Raw genomic sequence first — 15,609 nt, forward strand, 5'->3', positions numbered from 1 at the left:
CCGGTCAACCGCGCGCCCGGCGCGCCATGTCGTGCAGCACCTTGGAGGTGGGCACGGGCGCCTGCCGGACGCCGGTCAGTGTCTGGTTGAGGTAGCTGGAGTGGGCGGCGGTGGCCGCGACGAACTCGGCGGTGTCGCCCTGCGGCCGGAACCCGTGCCGCACCGCCAGCTTGCGCAACGTCGGGTCACTGCTGAGGAGTTGACCGAGTTCCCGGCCCTCGGGCGTGAGCGGTACGACGGTGTGGTCGCTGTTGGCCGTGGTGTCCGGGTAGAGGACGACGAGGTCGCCGACCGGCTGCTTGTCCAGGAGCAGGGAGGCCACCTGGGACTCGTACACGAGGACCAGCGGATTGCCGGCGCCGCTGATGAAGTCCCGGAACGGCGCGTCGGAGCTGGACTGTTGGGCGCCCTGGACGCTGATCAGCTTGTGCATCAGGGGCGCGGTGCGATCGACGTCGGCACTACTGGCCGCCACCCGGCCGCCGCCTGCGACATAGGAGGCAGCGGCGAGGTACAGCGCACCCGAGTTGGACGCCTCCGGGTCGGTGGACGCGATGTAGAGGGTGCCGGTCAACTCCCCATGTTTTTCGGCCCCCTTGAGCTGCTGCCAGGTCCGGTCCCGCTTCGCCGCGTCCAGATAGGCGGCCATCTTCAGCGTGCCCCGGTCCTGGCTCTTGTCCAGCGTGGCGAGCCCGTTGGCCGCGAGCACCTGGGCGGCGCTGCGGTGCGCGACGACGACGAGCGGCGAGTAGAAGGGCCGCGGCAACGGCTGCCGCACCTTGTACTTGTCGGCGAGCGCGTCGGCGGGCGCCTGGCTGGAGGGGAAGGCGAAGTCGTACCCCTTGAGGTCGAGCCCCTCCATGGCCCAGGAGCCGGAGGTCTCCGTCTGCACGGTGAAGCCCTTGGCGGCGAGGGCCTTCACCACATCGGGATCGGCGAAGAAGTCCGCCTTCTCCGAACCGATCACACCGTGCACGGTCTTCGTTGCCGTGCCCTTGTCCCCGTTGTCCCGGCCCGCTACGACGGCTGCCACCACTCCGCCGATCAGCAACACCGCGAGGACGATTCCCGCGATACGTCTCACGAGGGGCAGCGTGCTCGCGGAACCCAACATTCCCCGCGAGAACGGATGAACGGCACGTGTCATACCGGTCCCGGATCAACACGCTTGAGGCGGTGCCCTCTTGGGCGACCGGCTCAGGTCAGCGCACTGGTCCGGTGGGCGTCCATCCGCTCGGCCGACAGGATCGCCGCGGCGGTGTCCGCCCGGGACGCCGCGACCACCAGGGCGCGCCCGGCGAGGACATGCGCCCGTTGGTGCAGGCTCGCCAGGTGGGACCCGGAGGAGGCGTCGGACGTGAGCCTCGGTGTGGTGCCGCCGCGCAAGCGGGTGAGCTGACCGGCGAGCCGTTCGGCCGCCGCGTCGAGGTCGGCGGACGGCTCCAGCGCGCGCAGCTCGTCGGTGACCGCGAGCAGCGCGGCGAGGTGACCCGCGAGCTGGATGTCCAGTTCCTCCTCGCGCGACCGGTGGGGGAAGTCGGAGGGGGTGCGGGCCAGCGTGGTGTGGACCGACTTGGTGCGGATCGGTTCGTACATGGCGTGGTCTCCTGTGCTCTGACAGGAAACCATCCTAGCTTGGATTTCGTCTAAAGTTGTGCGAGCCCAAGAAACTGCCGAAAGAAGTGGCCGAAACCACGGGCTGCGAGGTTTAGAGCTGGCTGTACCCGTCCAGGAAGTTCCCGATCCGGGTCACCGCGTCCCGCAGATCCCCGACCGAGGGCAGCGTCACGACGCGGAAGTGGTCGGGCTCGGACCAGTTGAAGCCGGTGCCGTGGACGACCATGATCTTCTCCTGGCGCAGCAGGTCGAGCACCATCTGCCGGTCGTCCTTGACCTTGAAGACCTGCGGATCGAGCCGCGGGAACAGATACAGCGCGCCCTTCGGCTTCACGCAGCTCACCCCCGGGATCTGGGTCAGCAGCTCGTACGCGACATCCCGCTGCTCCTTGAGCCGCCCGCCCGGCAGCACCAGGTCCTGGATGGTCTGCCGGCCGCTGAGCGCGGCGACCACTCCGTGCTGGCCGGGCATGTTGGCGCACAGCCGCATGTTGGCCAGGATCGTCAGACCCTCGATATAGGACTCGGCGTGCGCGCGCGGCCCGGAGATCGCCACCCACCCGACGCGGTAACCGGCCACCCGGTACGCCTTCGACATGCCGTTGAAGGTGAGCGTCAGCAGGTCCGGGGCGACCTTCGCGGTCGGGGTGTGCGTGGCGCCGTCGTAGAGGATCTTGTCGTAGATCTCGTCGGAGCAGACGAGCAGGTTGTGGCGGCGCGCGATGTCGGTCAGCCCGCGCAGCATCGCCTCGTCGTACACGGCCCCCGTCGGGTTGTTCGGGTTGATGATGACGAGCGCCTTGGTGCGGTCGGTGACCTTGCGCTCCACGTCGGCGAGGTCGGGCATCCAGTCGGACTGCTCGTCGCAGCGGTAGTGGACGGCGGTCCCGCCGGAGAGCGAGACGGCGGCGGTCCACAGCGGGTAGTCCGGGGACGGTACGAGAACCTCGTCGCCGTCGTCGAGCAGCCCCTGCATCGCCATGACGATCAGCTCGGAGACGCCGTTGCCGATGAAGACGTGCTCGACGTCCGTCTCGATGCCCAGCGTCTGGTTGTGCATCACGACCGCGCGACGGGCGGCCAGCAGCCCCTTCGCGTCGCCGTACCCGTGCGCCGACGACACGTTCCGGAGGATGTCCTCCAGGATCTCGGGCGGGCACTCGAACCCGAACGCGGCCGGGTTCCCCGTGTTCAGCTTCAGGATGCGGTGGCCTGCCGCCTCCAGACGCATCGCCTCTTCGAGAACCGGGCCCCGGATCTCGTAACAGACATTGGAGAGCTTCGTCGACTGGATCACCTGCATGTCTGGGAGCTTACGGCCCGGTAACGCCGCCCGGGCCGTGTTTTCCACCACGTGGGACGTGGCGGATTGGGTCGTTATCGCCGGTAACTGTCTCGCAGGCCCCTCCTGTCCCTAGAATGCGCGGCCATGTCCAGGCCAACTCAGTCCGAGAACGGGGTACACGGCGCGCCCGAGCCGCCGAACGTGTACCACCCGCAGGCGGATTCGGTGCCGTCCTACGACGCGTACGCCGACCCCGCGGCCGCCCACGGCTGGCAGAACGCCTACGACGAGACCCGCGAGCTTCCTCCGGTACCCGTACCGGCACCGGTACCGGCGGAAGGCCCGGAGGCGCCGGGTGGCCGGGCGCGTACCCGTCGGGACGCCCGGCGGGATGCTCGCCGCCCACGCCGTGTCGTCGTCGCCGCCGGCGCGGCGGGGGTTCTGTCCGTGGCCGCTCTGGTCGTGAGCCTCACCCTCTCCGGGGCGTCCTCGGACGGGTCGCCGGGGCAGGGCGACCGCGTGAAGGTGTCGACGGCCGGGGCGTCCACGGGTGCCCCGGCGGGGGAGGCCGCCTCGGCGTCGCCCGAGAGCTCCGCGCCCGCGACAACCGCCGCCTCTCCCTCTTCTTCCCCGGCTTCCGGCGCGAGTACGCCGGCAGGCGGCCCGGCGTCCGCAGATCCGACGCCCACGTCTCCCGCCGCGACGTCGGTCGCCCCGTCGGCCACACCCACCTCCGCGGGCCCCAGGGCCAGTAACCCCGGCCGCGGCCATGGAGCGACCAAACGGCCCAAGTGACCTGCGGCCGGAAACAGTTGCTTGCCCCTCGCGCACTCACCCCTTCACAATGCGCATGACAAGACCGTAGGCGGCCGGAAGATCTCCGGTCGCTCGTGTCTGTAGAGGGGACCCCCACATGAACAAGCCTCTCCTTGCCGCACTCTCCGTCCTGGCCATCGCCGGGACCGGTGTGGCACCCGCGGTCGCCGCGCCGCAGGCGGCGGCCGTGACCGTCGACTTCGCCGGCACCGTCTCGCTCAGCAACTGCTCCGGTTCGGTCATCCGCTTCCCCAACTCGACCGACACCGCCCCGGCGCTGGTCATGACCAACGGCCACTGCCTGGAGACCGGCTTCCCGGACCCCGGTGAGGTCATCACCGGGCAGTCCTCCAGCCGTACCTTCGGGCTGCTGAACTCGGCCGGCACCAAGGTCGCCACGCTCCGCGCCAACCAGGTCGTCTACTCGACGATGACCGACACGGACGTGACGATCTACCGCACCACCACCACATACGCGGCGATCAAGAGCGCGTACAACATCAGCCCGCTCACCGTGAGCGCCACGCACCCGACCGCCGGCAGTGCCATCAAGGTGGTCTCCGGCTACTGGAAGACGATCTACAGCTGCAACGTCGACGGGTTCGTGTACCGGCTGAAGGAGGGCGACTGGACCTGGAAGGACTCGGTCCGCTACACCTCCGCCTGCAACACCATCGGTGGTACCTCCGGGTCGCCGGTGATCGACACCAGCACCGGCCAGGTCGTCGCCGTCAACAACACGGGCAACGAGGACGGCGAGACCTGCACGGTCGACAACCCGTGCGAGGTCGACGAGAACGGCACGGTGACCGTCCGCCAGGGCATCAACTACGCCGAGGAGACCTACAACATCCCGGCCTGCTTCACCTCGGCCAACGTGCTGAACCTCAGCGCGAGCACCTGCACCCTGCCCAAGCCGTAGGTCAGCGAAGGGGGTTGGCGTTCCGTCGCACGGGACTGCGACGGACCGACCGCCCCGCCAGCACGTCCGTCCGCCGGCCGTCCTCGATCACGAAACGGCCGTCGACCAGGACATGGGGGATGCCGGTCGGCAACGTACGCGGCTCCTCGAACGTCGAACCCGCCGCCACCGTCGCCGGGTCGAACAGGACCAGGTCGGCGCGGTATCCCTCGCGGATCAGACCCCGGTCGGGGAGGCGCAGGCGCGCCGCCGGGCGCGAGGTGAGGTGGGCGACGCACTCCTCCAGGGAGAGGATCCCCAACTCCCGTACGTAGTGGCCCAGATAGCGCGGGAACGTGCCGTACACCCGTGGATGCGGCTTGCTGCCCTGGAGTACGCCGTCCGAGCCGCCCGTGTGGACGCGGTGCCGCATGATCGTGCGGACGTTCTCCTCGTGGCCCACGTGCTGGAGGATCGTCGAGCCGAGCCGGTCGGCCAGGAGCAGGCGGCGGGCGGTGGTCCAGTCGTCGAGGCGGCGGCCCACGTGCTCCGCCAGCGCGGGATTCGCGACCCCCGAGATCTCGATCGTGTCCCACTCGATCGGCACCCCGTGGCAGCCGTCCGCCCCGATCACCTCCAGGTGATGGCGGATCCGCTCGGCGGTGTCGTCGTCCGCCAGCCGCTTCAGGATCGCCTCCGGTCCGCCCTCGCTCGCCCAACTCGGCAGCATCGCCACGAGAGTCGTGCAGCCGGGGGTGTAGGGGTAGGTGTCGAGGCTGATGTCGGCGCCGGCCGCCAGTGCCTCGTCCAACAACGCGATCAGCTCCGGTGCTCTGCCCTCGTTCACGCCGAAGTTCATGGTGGCGTGGGCGAGATGGAGGGAGCAGTCCGCCTCGCGGGTCAGTTCCACCATCTCCTGGTAGGCCTCCAGAGCGCCCGCCCCGTACGAGCGGTGGTGGGGGCAGTAGTAGCCGTCGTACGACGCCACCACCCGGCACAGCTCGGTCAGTTCGGCGTCCTTCGCATACATTCCGGGCGTGTACGTCAGCCCGGACGACATGCCGACCGCGCCCTGCTCCATGCCTTCGGCGACCAACTGCCGCATCCGGTCCAGCTCTTGAGGGGTCGCCTCCCGGTCCTCCCAGCCGACGGCCAGCATCCGGACCGTGCCCTGGGGGATGAGGTAGGCGGCGTTCACCGCGATGCCCCGGCCCTCGAAACCGTGGTCCAGGCGGTCCAGGTACTCGCCGACCGAGCGCCAGTCGAAGTCGATGTCGTCGCCGTACCCGTTCCACCCGGTGATCGCCCGGCGCACCTCCGCGAGCGTGCGGTCGTCCACGGGGGCGTACGACAGCCCGTCCTGGCCGAGGACTTCGAGGGTCACCCCCTGCGCGGCCTTGGCGCTGTGGTCCGGGTCGCGCAGCAGGGCCAGGTCGCTGTGGGCGTGCATGTCGATGAAGCCGGGGGAGAGGACCAGTCCCTCCGCGTCCACCTCCCGTCGCGCCTTGGGGCGTTGACAGCCGGCCGCCGCTGCCTCCTGCACGATCGAGACGATCCGTCCGTGGTCGATCACGACGTCGGCGCGGTACGAGGGCGCACCGCTGCCGTCGACGACGTCCGCGTCCCGGATGACGAGCTGCTCCACGACTCCTCCTGGAAGAACGTACGGACTAGAAGAACGTGCGGATGTAGTCGACGACCGTCCCGTCCGCCTCCGCCACCGGGATCAACTGCCACTTGTCGAAGGACGTGCAGGGGTGGGACAGGCCCATCCCGAGCCAGTCGCCCACCTCCAGGTCCGCCTCGGGCGTCGTCCGCAGCCAGGCGTGCTGGTCGGACAGGCCGGTGACCTCGACGCCGGTCGCCGGGCGCTCGGTGCCGTCCCGGCGCACCACCTGGGCGAGCGGGAGGTCGAGGTCGTAGGCCGCGTCCCGCTTGCCCGCGTTGGCGAAGGCCTGGTCGGGGGAGGGGCGGGAGACGATCTGCGCCCAGAGCCGGAACGCGGGTTCCAGCGCGCCCTCCTCGGGGACGCGGGTGAAGGGGGTCAGCTTGCGGTAGTGGCCGTCGTCGTGCGAGACGTAGGCGCCGGAGCGCAGCAACTTCAGGGCGGGGAGGGAGAGTTCGGGCAGCTCGGCGAAGACGTCGGCCACCGCGTCGAACCAGGCGCTGCCGCCCGCGCTGACCACGATCTCGTCGAGCCCGGTCCCGGTGAACCGCCCCGCCTTGTCGAACTCCACGGCGAGCGAGGTCAGTCGGCGCAGCCAGGTGTGCACGCGGTCCGGGTCGGCCCGCGGCACCTCGCCCTCGTATCCCGCGACCCCCACCAGCCGCAGCGTCTCCACGGCGGCCACCGCGTCCGCGACCGCCGCGCACTCCGCCTCCGTGCGCACGCCCGTGCGGGCGCCCTCACCGGCGGCCAGTTCGACGACGACGTCCAGCGGGCGGGCGGCGCCGCGCAGGGCCGCGTCCATCAACTCCACTCCGCGCACGGAGTCGACGTAGCAGATGAGGCGGAAGCCGGGGTCCGTGTCCTGTTCGGCGGCGATCCACCTCAGGGCGGCGGGGTCGACGAGTTCGTTCGCCAGGAAGATCCGGTCGATCCCGAACTCCCTTGCCACGCGCACCTGGTGGGGGACCGCGAGGGTGATGCCCCAGGCGCCGTGGGCGAGTTGGCGGTGGAAGAGCTGGGGGGCCATGGAGGTCTTGCCGTGCGGGGCGAAGGCGAGGCGGTGGCGGGTCGCGTAGGTCTCCATGAGGCGGAGGTTGTGCTCCAGGCGCTCGGCGGAGAGGGCGAGGACGGGGGTGGTGAAGCCGTCGGTGAAGAGGTTGCGGCGCTCGGCCGCCAGCTCGGCGAGGGTGCGGCCGTCAGCGTCCGGGGGGAGGCCCTTGAAACGGTGGTCGACGCGTTCCCCGGCGAGCCGGGCGAGCGCTTCGGTACCGGTGGCGCGGACCATGGGGCCTCCCTGAACTGGATAGTTGCAGTATCTGCAACGTTCATTGCGCATATCGCTTACCGCTGTCTAACATCTCGCCCAACACCCGGTCAACGGAGCCGCCGCCCAGCGCACCGACGAGGAGTCACCGCCATCGACGTCGTAACACTCGGCGAGTCCATGGTCACCTTCCTACCCAGCCGCCCCGGCCGCCTTGCCGACGTACCGTCCTTCGACCGCGCCATCGGCGGCGCCGAGTCGAATGTCGCCTGTGTGCTGGCCGCCGCCGGGCACAGCGTCCGCTGGGTCAGCCGGGTCGGCGCCGACGGCTTCGGCGACCATCTCGTCGAGACGATCGGCGGCTACGGCGTGGACGTGTCCGCCGTACGACGTGATCCCGCGCGCCCGACCGGCATCTACTTCCGCACCGCCGGGGACCGGGCCACCGACGCGCACGAGGTGGCCTACTACCGGGCCGGATCCGCCGCCTCCGCGATGGCCGTCGACACCGTGGACCTGGACGCGGTGCGGGCGGCCCGGGTGCTGCACCTGTCGGGGATCACCCCGATGCTCTCCGAGGGCTGCCTCGGCCTGGTCCGCGAGCTGACCGCCATCCGAGCCGGCCGCCCGCTGCTCTCCTTCGACGTCAACCACCGCCCCGCGCTGGGGCGTTCGGCCGACGGGCCGAGCGTGCTCCTTGAACTGGCGCGCGGTGCCGACCTCGTCTTCGTCGGCGAGGACGAGGCCGCCGAGGTGTGGGGGCTGGTGGGGGCGGAGGCGGTCCGGGCCGCGTTCCCCGACCCCGAGACGCTCGTCGTGAAGCAGGGTGGACGCGGGGCCACCGTCTTCCACAGGCGGCAGGTCATCTTCGTGCCCGCGCCGCACGTGGACGTCGTGGCCGCGGTCGGCGCCGGGGACGCCTTCGCCGCCGGTTTTCTCTCCGCGACCCTGCGGGGACTTCCAGTACGGGACCGGCTGCGGCACGGCCACCTCACGGCCGCCGCAGCCCTCACCGTCCCCGGCGACCTCGCCCCGCCCCCGGACCGCGACCACGCCGACCGCCTGGTCGCCCTCGACGACCAGGCGTGGGGGAGACTTCGACTCGGCCCCGGCTGGACCGACGCCGCCGACTGGGCCGACGAGGAGGTATGTACGCCATGAGTCAGACCGTCGACCGCGCGCTCAGCATCCTGCCGCTGCTCGCCGAGGGCCCCGCCGACCTCGGCCAGGTCGCCGAGCGCCTCGACGTCCACAAGTCGACGGCCCTGCGGCTGCTGCGCACCCTGCACGAACACGGGCTCGTCTACCGCCAGTCCGACCAGCGCTACCGCCTCGGCGCCCGCCTCATCGCCCTCGCCCAGGAGGCGATGGAGAACCTCGACATCCGCGAGATCGCCCACCCCCACCTCGTAGGGCTGAACGAACAGTGCGGGCACACCGTCCACCTCGCGGTGTACGAGGAGAACGAGGTCCTCTACATCGACAAGGTGGAGAGCCGCTACCCGGTGCGCATGTACTCGCGGATCGGCAAGCCCGTCGCCATCACCGTCGCCGCCGTCGCGAAGCTGCTGCTCGCCGATCTTCCGGAGAGCGAGCGCCGGGTGCTCGCCGACAAGCTCGACTACCCCATGTACACCGCCCGCTCCACGCCCAACGCCCCCGCTTTCGTCAGGGAGTTGGAGAAGGTGCGGGAACAGGGCTGGGCCACCGACCTCGGCGGCCACGAAGAGTCCATCAACTGCGTCGCCGCGCCGATCCGGGGCGCCGACGGACGCGTGGTCGCCGCGATGTCGGTCTCCGCGCCCAATGTCGTCGTCACCGCCGACGAACTCCTCACCCTGCTCCCGCTGGTCCGCCGCACGGCGGACGCCATCAGTGGGGAGTACTCCGGCCGAACCCCCGTCAAGGAAGCCTCCTCATGACCGAGAAGACCGCGCTCACCCCCAAGACCCACACCACCCCGCCCGCGAAGTTCTCGCACGGCGTCCGGAAGGGCAACATCCTCCAGGTCGCGGGCCAGGTCGGCTTCCTGCCCGCGGTCGAGGGGCAGCCCCCGACGCCCGCCGGGCCCACCCTGCGCGAACAGACCCTCCAGACCCTCGCCAACGTCCAGGCGATCCTGGAGGAGGGCGGCGCGAGCTGGGACGACGTGATGATGATCCGCGTCTATCTGACGGACGTGGACCACTTCGCGGAGATGAACGCGATCTACAACGAGTACTTCGAGCACCACCTCACCCAGGCACCGGCCGCGCGCACGACGGTCTACGTCGGCCTGCCCACCGGACTGCTGATCGAGATCGACGCGCTGGCCGTCCTCGACGCCTGACGCTCCCTCAACTCCCGCACACCGTAAGACGGTTCTGCACTCCTCGGGGTGCCGCGCCGCGATCCCCCACGCCCGAAAGTCCCATGCCTTTACGACCACGAGGACCCCCTCATGCCCCTACCGCTCGCCGCCACCGCCCCCGCGACCCCACCCCACACCGGAGGCCTGCTCCTCCTGTTCGACGGCACCGCAGGTCTGCTCACGGTCGCCGCCCTCGGTATCGCGCTCCTGCTGTTCCTGATCATCAAGGTCAGACTCCAGCCGTTCGTGGCCCTCCTGGCCGTCTCCATAACCGTCGGCCTGCTCTCCGGCCTGTCGGTCACCGAACTCTTCGGCACGGTCCAGCGCTCGGACGCCGTCTCCACCATCGAGTCCGGCATGGGCGGCATCCTCGGCCATGTCGCGATCATCATCGGCCTCGGCACGATGCTCGGCGCGATCCTCGAAGTCAGCGGCGGCGCAGAGGTGTTGGCGTCCCGACTGCTCAACCTCTTCGGCGAGAAGCGAGCGCCCCTCGCCATGGGCCTCACCGGACTGATCTTCGGCATCCCGGTCTTCTTCGACGTCGGCATCTTCGTCCTCGCGCCGATCGTGTACGCCGCCGCCAAGCGCGGCGGCAAGTCGATCCTGCTCTACTGCCTGCCGCTGCTCGCCGGTCTGTCGATGACCCACGCGTTCCTGCCGCCGCACCCCGGTCCCGTCGCGGCCGCCGGCCTCCTGCACGTCCAGCTCGGCTGGGTGATCCTCATGGGCATCGTCTGCGGCCTCCCCGCCGTGCTCGCCGCCTGGGCCTACGCGGCCTGGATCGGCAAGCGGATCTTCGTCGCCGTACCGCAGGACATGGTCGAGGCGGCGGCCGAGGCCAAGCAGGCGGTCCTCGACGAACAGCGCGCGGCCGGCGTCGAACCGCAGGAGAAGCCGGTACCGCTGGGCACGGTCCTCGCGATCATCGGCACACCACTCGTCCTGATCCTGGCGGCCACCTTCTCCTCGATCGCCTTCGACCCGTCCACCGGCCGCTCGGTCCTGGAGTTCTTCGGCAGCCCCTTCGTCGCCCTGACCATCGCGCTGCTCCTCGCGTACTACCTTCTCGGTCTACGGCGAGGCTGGTCCCGCAAGTCCCTGGAGACCGTCTCCACCGCCTCCCTCAAGCCGGTCGGCAACATCCTGCTGGTCGTCGGCGCGGGCGGGATCTTCGGCGCCGTCCTCAAGGCGAGCGGTGTCGCCCAGGCACTCTCCGACACCTTCCACGACGTGGGCCTGCCGGTGCTCGTGCTGTCGTACCTGATCTCGCTGGTCCTGCGCGTGGCCCAGGGCTCGGCGACGGTCGCGATCGTGACGACGGCGGGCATCGTGGCACCGCTCCTCGCCGAGGGCGACCACTCGCAGGCCTTCGTCGCCCTGGTCATCATGGCGATCTCGGCGGGCTCGATCTTCGCCTCGCACGTCAACGACGGCGGTTTCTGGATGGTGGCGAAGTACTTCGGGATCAGCGAGCGGGACACGTTGAAGACGTGGACCGTGCTGGAGTCGGTGCTGTCGGTCGCCGGGTTCGCGGTGGCGGCGGTGCTGAGCGTGTTCGTCTAGGACTCCGTGGTCCAGGACTCCGTGGTCCAGGACTCTGTTGTAGGAGTCTGATAACGAAGTTGGGGCTGGCTGTGCCCGACACAGGATCGTCGACCATACTTCCCGCTGTGGAGCAGCGCATAGGTTCGAGCAGCCAGCCCCTGGAGGGCGCCGGATTCGACCCGGCCTTCATCCCCGGGCTCACCGCACCCGCCGTGTCCTCGGAGGAGCCCGAGGAGCCCGAGGGCGAGGAGTCCCCGGCCCAGAAGGCCGACGTCGAGAAGGCCGAGGTCGAGGACGCCGTCGCCGAGGGCGATGATGCCGACGAAGCGGATGACGAAGCCGGTGACCCGGCTGGTGACGAAGCCGACGCGGAGTCGTCCGAGGACGACGGCGAAGGCGACGGCCCGGTCTTCGAGGCGTCCGACCGTCGTGCGGAGATCGTCGCGGACGCGAAGGGCGTACGACTGCGCCTGGACGACCAGAACTGCGAGTTCCGCTGGGACGAGATCGGCGCGGTCGAGACCGAGACCCCGCGCTTCGGCAAGCGTTTCACCATCACGGTGCACACTCCCGACCGTCGCTGGTACCCGATCGAGATCGAGGCGGCGGCCCGCAGCAGGTTCGCCGAATGGGAGACGAGGCTCGACGCGGTTCTCGACGCGTACTTCGAGGACGGCGCGGACGCCGACGACGAGGACGACGAGTCGGCCGAGATAGACGAGGCGGAGCTGGCGGAGGCGGAGGCCGAGGTCCGCAAGGACTAGGCCTGGGCGCGTCCCGGCCCAGAGTTGTCAGAGCCAGTCTGGGCTCAGGGCGATCTGCCGAAGCTGTTTCACCGTCAGGGCCGGGGTCGTGCGGGTCGCGGTGGTGTCCTGGGCGCCGGAGTTGAAGGCGCTGATCACCACCCGCGTCCCCTCGGTCCGGATGGTGTCGACGGTCCACATCACGACCCCGGCACCGCCCTTCTCACCCGCCCCCTGGTGTACGGCGACCTTCGTGCCGTCCGACAGGACCTCCGCGCCGGAGCCGAAGAGGTCGTCCTCGACGTCCGACATGTCCGCCTGCACGTTGACCTGCATGAGGCTCTTGCCCTTGCCGTCGTCGACGACGAGATAGCCGAACCCGGCGTCGTCGGTGTCGCCGGCCTCGGACACCGTCAGGCCGTTCGGCAGCAGGGTCTTGAGGGTGGAGGTCACGGACAGCAGGCTGGTCGTACCGCCGACGTCCGAACTCGCCGGAGTGGTCGGTGTGTTCGGATCGACCGGAATCGCGTCGATCGCGTCCCGCCACTCCTGTGCGGCGGCCAGCTTCCTCAACTGCCCTGCGGACAGCGGCGGTTGACTCCTGCTGATCGGCGCGTCCTTCTCTGCGGCGGCGTTCCACTCGCTGACACCGACGTGCTGCCCCTGCGGGGTGACCAGTTCGGCGCTCCACCACTTGGTGTCCACCCGGCGGTCCGGATACTCGTACCCCTGAAGGACCATGACCACCGACCCGTCCGCCAACCGGCTGGTGTCGCACGCGTCGTAGTGCGCGAACGCCTTCCCCGGGCACGTGGTCGTCTGCCGCGCCTGATCGCTCCCCGGCCGCACCCGGCCCAGGCTGACGCTGACGGCCGACGCGCCCTTCCCGTCGTCGTAGACGAGTTGGACGTACGGCCCCGGTTCCTCGTCGGTGCCGCGGGCGACGGCCTTGGAGAACTTGCCGTCCGGGAGCAGCATTTCGAGCGTACTGATCAAGGTGTTGGCAGGGACGGGTGTGGGGGCGGAGGCGGAGGCGGAGGCCAGGGTGGAGGTGGCCGCGGAGCCCTGCGCCTCCGGGGAGTGTCCGCTCGGCAGCAGCAGGGCCCCGCCGACTCCGACGAGGGCGATACCGGCGGCCCCGCCCATGACCGCGGCGTTCCGGCGCCGCAGCAGACGTCGGCGTCCCTTGAGGGCACCGGCGGTGGCGAGCGCGGCCCGGTCGGTCTCGAAGGCGTTGCCCGCGTGGTGCAGGCCGGCGGTGAGCCGTTCCTCGAAGGGGTCGAGGGGTTCGCTGTACTGGGCGTCGGGCATGGCGGACCACCGTTTCGCGTAAGAGACGTAAGAGACGTAAGAGACGTAAGAGACGTAAGAGACGTAAGAGACGTAAGGGGTGTAAGAGGCTTAAGGGACTTGGGTGTTCAGGGGCGCGCGTATTCGTCGAGGCTCTCGCCGAGCAGCTCCCGCAGCCGGCCGAGCGCGCGGACGCACCGGGTGCGTACGGCGGCTGAGCTGACGTGCATGACGTCGGCGGTCTCCTCCACGGACCGGTCCTCCCAGTACCGCAGGACGATCACGGCCCGGTCCTTGGCGGGCAGCCGGGAGAGGGCCTGGAGCAGGGTCAGCCGCAACGGGGTGTCACCGCCCGAGCCGCCGGGGTCGGGCAGATCGGGGAGTACGTCGGTGGCGCGCTCGGTGCTGCTGCGGCGCCGCTGATGAGTGAGGAAGGTCCGGGTGAGCACGGTCTGCGCGTACCCGGCGGGATTGCCGACCCGGGACATCCGTCCCCAGCCGACGTACAGCCGGCCGAGGGTCTCCTGCACCAGATCCTCGGCGAGATGTGTGTCCCCGGCGGTCAGCAGACAGGCCGACCGATAGAGATGTCCGGCCCGCGCGGCGGCGAACTCCTCGTACTCATCGTCCCGTTCCTGTCGTCTCATACCCGTTCCCCCCGGCCCCCGCGGGCTGTCGCCTGCCGCGCCCTCACTTGTACTGACGCGGTGGACCCACAGAAATGTTTCAGGTTACGAACGGGGCCTGAGGTGAGGTGAACTACCGGCCCACCGGGTCGAGTTCGTCCCCCACCGGCAGTGTCCGCATCGTGCGCAGCGGTGACAGCATGTTCGGGAGGACGCTCAGGGTCATGCCCGCCGTGCCGATCCACAGGGTCGTCGTCGCGCCGAAGGCGGTGCCCGACGCTCCGCCCAGCAGGCCGCCGAGGGGGATTCCGCCCCAGGAGACGAAGCGGGCCGTCGCGCTCACCCGGCCGAGCAACCGGTCCGGGGTGAGGGACTGTTGAAAGCTGGACTGGGCGACCACGCGGATGACTCCGCCCAGGGAGAGGGAGGCGAGGCCGGCCGCCGCCACGCATACGCTCCAGCCGGGCCGTGCCAGCGGCATCAGGGCGGTCAGGGGACAAGTGACCAGTGACGCCAGCCAGATGACCCGGCCCTGTCCGACCCGGCGCGCGACCCTGGCCGCCGACAGCGCGCCCAGCAGCGCGCCGCAGCCCATTCCGGAGAGGATGAGGCCGATGGTCGACGAGGAGAGGCCCAACTTCCGGTCCAGGAAGACCAGCAGCATGGTCTGGTACATGACCAGGAAGAGGTTGAACATCGCGTCGCTCACCATGATGGCGCGCAGAGCCGGGTACTTGAGGACGAAGCTCAGGCCCTCCTTGATGTCGCGAGCCAGCCGGGGCTGATCGCCCGGCACCGGCTCCCGTTTCGGCTCGCGCTTGCGGATGGTGATCGCCAGCAACCCCGACATGGCCATCCCGGCCGCGCTCACCAGGAGCGTCGCGGGTGCGCCCACCCAGCCGACCAGCGGCCCGGCCACGCTGGGCCCGCTGATGCTCGTCACCGAGCGGATGGCGGACAGCTTCGAGTTGCCCTCGACGAGGTGGTCGCGCCCCACCAGATGCGGCAGATAGCTGACGTAGGCCACATCGAAGAAGACCGTCAGCACCCCATGGACCAGCGCCACCGCGTACAGCCACCACACGGTGAGCAGGCCCGCCCACCACGCCACCGGCACCGTCGTCAGGACCAGCGCCCGGGCGAGGTCGGTGCTGATCATCACCGACCGTTTCCGCATCCGGTCCACCCACGCGCCCGCCGGCAGCCCGACCAGCAGCGAGCCCGCCGTGGTCATCGCGGTCAGCAGCCCGACCTGGAACTCGTCGGCGTCCAGCGCCACGATGGCGACCAGCGGCAGGGCGAGGAAGATGACACGGTCGCCCAACTGCCCCAGCGCGGTGGCCGCGAACAGCCGCCCGAAGTCCGGATCGCGCAGCAGCCCGAGCCGCGAGGGGCGAGACGGGGGCGGGGGTAATGACATACGGGGTACCTGCCGGGAGGTCGACGTCACGGGTGATCGTGTCAACCTAACCGAGCGGTGAGGAGTGCGACCCGGCGGCC

The 15,609-nt window shown here is 70.2% G+C and carries 15 protein-coding genes; 7 read left to right on the top strand and 8 right to left on the bottom strand.

Annotated elements, in window-relative coordinates:
* Positions 1-4: 4 nt before the first annotated feature.
* The 3 genes from AB0M63_RS03290 to AB0M63_RS03300 all read right to left on the bottom strand — a co-directional run bounded on the left by AB0M63_RS03290 (position 5) and on the right by AB0M63_RS03300 (position 2,920).
* The gene (locus AB0M63_RS03290; RefSeq protein WP_366018194.1) at positions 5-1,084 is read right to left on the bottom strand and encodes a substrate-binding domain-containing protein; all 1,080 of its coding nucleotides are present in this window, start codon (positions 1,082-1,084) and stop codon (positions 5-7) included.
* A 113-nt stretch (positions 1,085-1,197) separates the two neighbouring features.
* Complete coding sequence (locus AB0M63_RS03295) at positions 1,198-1,596, bottom strand: hypothetical protein (protein ID WP_355903452.1); 399 nt, start codon at positions 1,594-1,596, stop codon at positions 1,198-1,200.
* 112 nt (positions 1,597-1,708) lie between these two features.
* Positions 1,709-2,920, bottom strand: coding sequence for a pyridoxal phosphate-dependent aminotransferase (locus AB0M63_RS03300; protein ID WP_366018196.1), 1,212 nt, complete (start codon positions 2,918-2,920; stop codon positions 1,709-1,711).
* 126 nt (positions 2,921-3,046) lie between these two features.
* On the opposite strand from AB0M63_RS03300, the gene AB0M63_RS03305 reads away from it, so the two are divergent.
* Together AB0M63_RS03305 and AB0M63_RS03310 are read left to right on the top strand one after the other, a co-directional pair.
* On the top strand, positions 3,047-3,697 hold the full coding sequence (locus tag AB0M63_RS03305) for a hypothetical protein (RefSeq protein WP_366018197.1): 651 nt from the start codon (positions 3,047-3,049) through the stop codon (positions 3,695-3,697).
* Positions 3,698-3,815: 118 nt separating this feature from the next.
* A complete protein-coding gene (locus tag AB0M63_RS03310; protein ID WP_355903461.1) occupies positions 3,816-4,640 on the top strand; it encodes a serine protease in 825 nt (274 codons plus the stop codon).
* Between the two features lies 1 nt (position 4,641).
* Here AB0M63_RS03310 and AB0M63_RS03315 read toward each other — a convergent pair whose 3' ends face one another.
* Both AB0M63_RS03315 and AB0M63_RS03320 read right to left on the bottom strand, forming a co-directional pair.
* Positions 4,642-6,264, bottom strand: a complete 1,623-nt coding sequence (locus tag AB0M63_RS03315; RefSeq protein ID WP_366018199.1) for a D-aminoacylase — start codon at positions 6,262-6,264, stop codon at positions 4,642-4,644.
* A 25-nt stretch (positions 6,265-6,289) separates the two neighbouring features.
* Positions 6,290-7,573 carry an amino acid deaminase gene (locus AB0M63_RS03320; RefSeq protein WP_355903467.1) on the bottom strand — a complete coding sequence of 428 codons (1,284 nt, stop codon included), beginning with the start codon at positions 7,571-7,573 and terminating at the stop codon, positions 6,290-6,292.
* Between the two features lie 132 nt (positions 7,574-7,705).
* Between AB0M63_RS03320 and AB0M63_RS03325 the strand changes: the two genes are divergently transcribed.
* From AB0M63_RS03325 to AB0M63_RS03345, 5 genes are all read left to right on the top strand, one after another.
* Positions 7,706-8,713 (top strand): sugar kinase, encoded by a 1,008-nt coding sequence (locus tag AB0M63_RS03325; protein ID WP_366018527.1) that lies wholly within the window; start codon positions 7,706-7,708, stop codon positions 8,711-8,713.
* Complete coding sequence (locus AB0M63_RS03330; RefSeq protein WP_366018200.1) at positions 8,710-9,474, top strand: IclR family transcriptional regulator; 765 nt, start codon at positions 8,710-8,712, stop codon at positions 9,472-9,474. The genes AB0M63_RS03325 and AB0M63_RS03330 overlap by 4 nt, the downstream gene beginning before the upstream one ends.
* A complete protein-coding gene (locus AB0M63_RS03335; RefSeq protein WP_366018202.1) occupies positions 9,471-9,881 on the top strand; it encodes a RidA family protein in 411 nt (136 codons plus the stop codon). The genes AB0M63_RS03330 and AB0M63_RS03335 overlap by 4 nt, the downstream gene beginning before the upstream one ends.
* Positions 9,882-9,992: 111 nt before the next feature.
* Positions 9,993-11,468, top strand: a complete 1,476-nt coding sequence (locus AB0M63_RS03340) for a gluconate:H+ symporter (RefSeq protein ID WP_366018203.1) — start codon at positions 9,993-9,995, stop codon at positions 11,466-11,468.
* Positions 11,469-11,575: 107 nt separating this feature from the next.
* Positions 11,576-12,214 carry a hypothetical protein gene (locus tag AB0M63_RS03345; protein WP_366018204.1) on the top strand — a complete coding sequence of 213 codons (639 nt, stop codon included), beginning with the start codon at positions 11,576-11,578 and terminating at the stop codon, positions 12,212-12,214.
* A 27-nt stretch (positions 12,215-12,241) separates the two neighbouring features.
* Here AB0M63_RS03345 and AB0M63_RS03350 read toward each other — a convergent pair whose 3' ends face one another.
* The 3 genes from AB0M63_RS03350 to AB0M63_RS03360 all read right to left on the bottom strand — a co-directional run bounded on the left by AB0M63_RS03350 (position 12,242) and on the right by AB0M63_RS03360 (position 15,529).
* On the bottom strand, positions 12,242-13,504 hold the full coding sequence (locus tag AB0M63_RS03350; protein ID WP_366018205.1) for a hypothetical protein: 1,263 nt from the start codon (positions 13,502-13,504) through the stop codon (positions 12,242-12,244).
* Positions 13,505-13,611: 107 nt separating this feature from the next.
* The gene (locus AB0M63_RS03355) at positions 13,612-14,130 is read right to left on the bottom strand and encodes a SigE family RNA polymerase sigma factor (RefSeq protein WP_366018206.1); all 519 of its coding nucleotides are present in this window, start codon (positions 14,128-14,130) and stop codon (positions 13,612-13,614) included.
* Positions 14,131-14,242: 112 nt separating this feature from the next.
* Positions 14,243-15,529 (bottom strand): MFS transporter, encoded by a 1,287-nt coding sequence (locus AB0M63_RS03360; protein ID WP_366018207.1) that lies wholly within the window; start codon positions 15,527-15,529, stop codon positions 14,243-14,245.
* Between the last annotated feature and the right edge of the window lie 80 nt (positions 15,530-15,609).

This window comes from Streptomyces sp. NPDC051576 (genome assembly GCF_040681835.1).
Taxonomy (GTDB): Bacteria; Actinomycetota; Actinomycetes; order Streptomycetales; family Streptomycetaceae; genus Streptomyces.

What these genes read in the sequence shown, in the direction of transcription:
- AB0M63_RS03295 (WP_355903452.1), bottom strand. Translation starts at nt 1,596, where the DNA reads ATGTACGAACCGATCCGCACCAAGTCGGTCCACACCACGCTGGCCCGC.
- AB0M63_RS03300 (WP_366018196.1), bottom strand. Translation starts at nt 2,920, where the DNA reads ATGCAGGTGATCCAGTCGACGAAGCTCTCCAATGTCTGTTACGAGATC.
- AB0M63_RS03305 (WP_366018197.1), top strand. Translation starts at nt 3,047, where the DNA reads ATGTCCAGGCCAACTCAGTCCGAGAACGGGGTACACGGCGCGCCCGAG.
- AB0M63_RS03310 (WP_355903461.1), top strand. Translation starts at nt 3,816, where the DNA reads ATGAACAAGCCTCTCCTTGCCGCACTCTCCGTCCTGGCCATCGCCGGG.
- AB0M63_RS03320 (WP_355903467.1), bottom strand. Translation starts at nt 7,573, where the DNA reads ATGGTCCGCGCCACCGGTACCGAAGCGCTCGCCCGGCTCGCCGGGGAA.
- AB0M63_RS03330 (WP_366018200.1), top strand. Translation starts at nt 8,710, where the DNA reads ATGAGTCAGACCGTCGACCGCGCGCTCAGCATCCTGCCGCTGCTCGCC.
- AB0M63_RS03335 (WP_366018202.1), top strand. Translation starts at nt 9,471, where the DNA reads ATGACCGAGAAGACCGCGCTCACCCCCAAGACCCACACCACCCCGCCC.
- AB0M63_RS03340 (WP_366018203.1), top strand. Translation starts at nt 9,993, where the DNA reads ATGCCCCTACCGCTCGCCGCCACCGCCCCCGCGACCCCACCCCACACC.
- AB0M63_RS03350 (WP_366018205.1), bottom strand. Translation starts at nt 13,504, where the DNA reads ATGCCCGACGCCCAGTACAGCGAACCCCTCGACCCCTTCGAGGAACGG.
- AB0M63_RS03355 (WP_366018206.1), bottom strand. Translation starts at nt 14,130, where the DNA reads ATGAGACGACAGGAACGGGACGATGAGTACGAGGAGTTCGCCGCCGCG.
- AB0M63_RS03360 (WP_366018207.1), bottom strand. Translation starts at nt 15,529, where the DNA reads ATGTCATTACCCCCGCCCCCGTCTCGCCCCTCGCGGCTCGGGCTGCTG.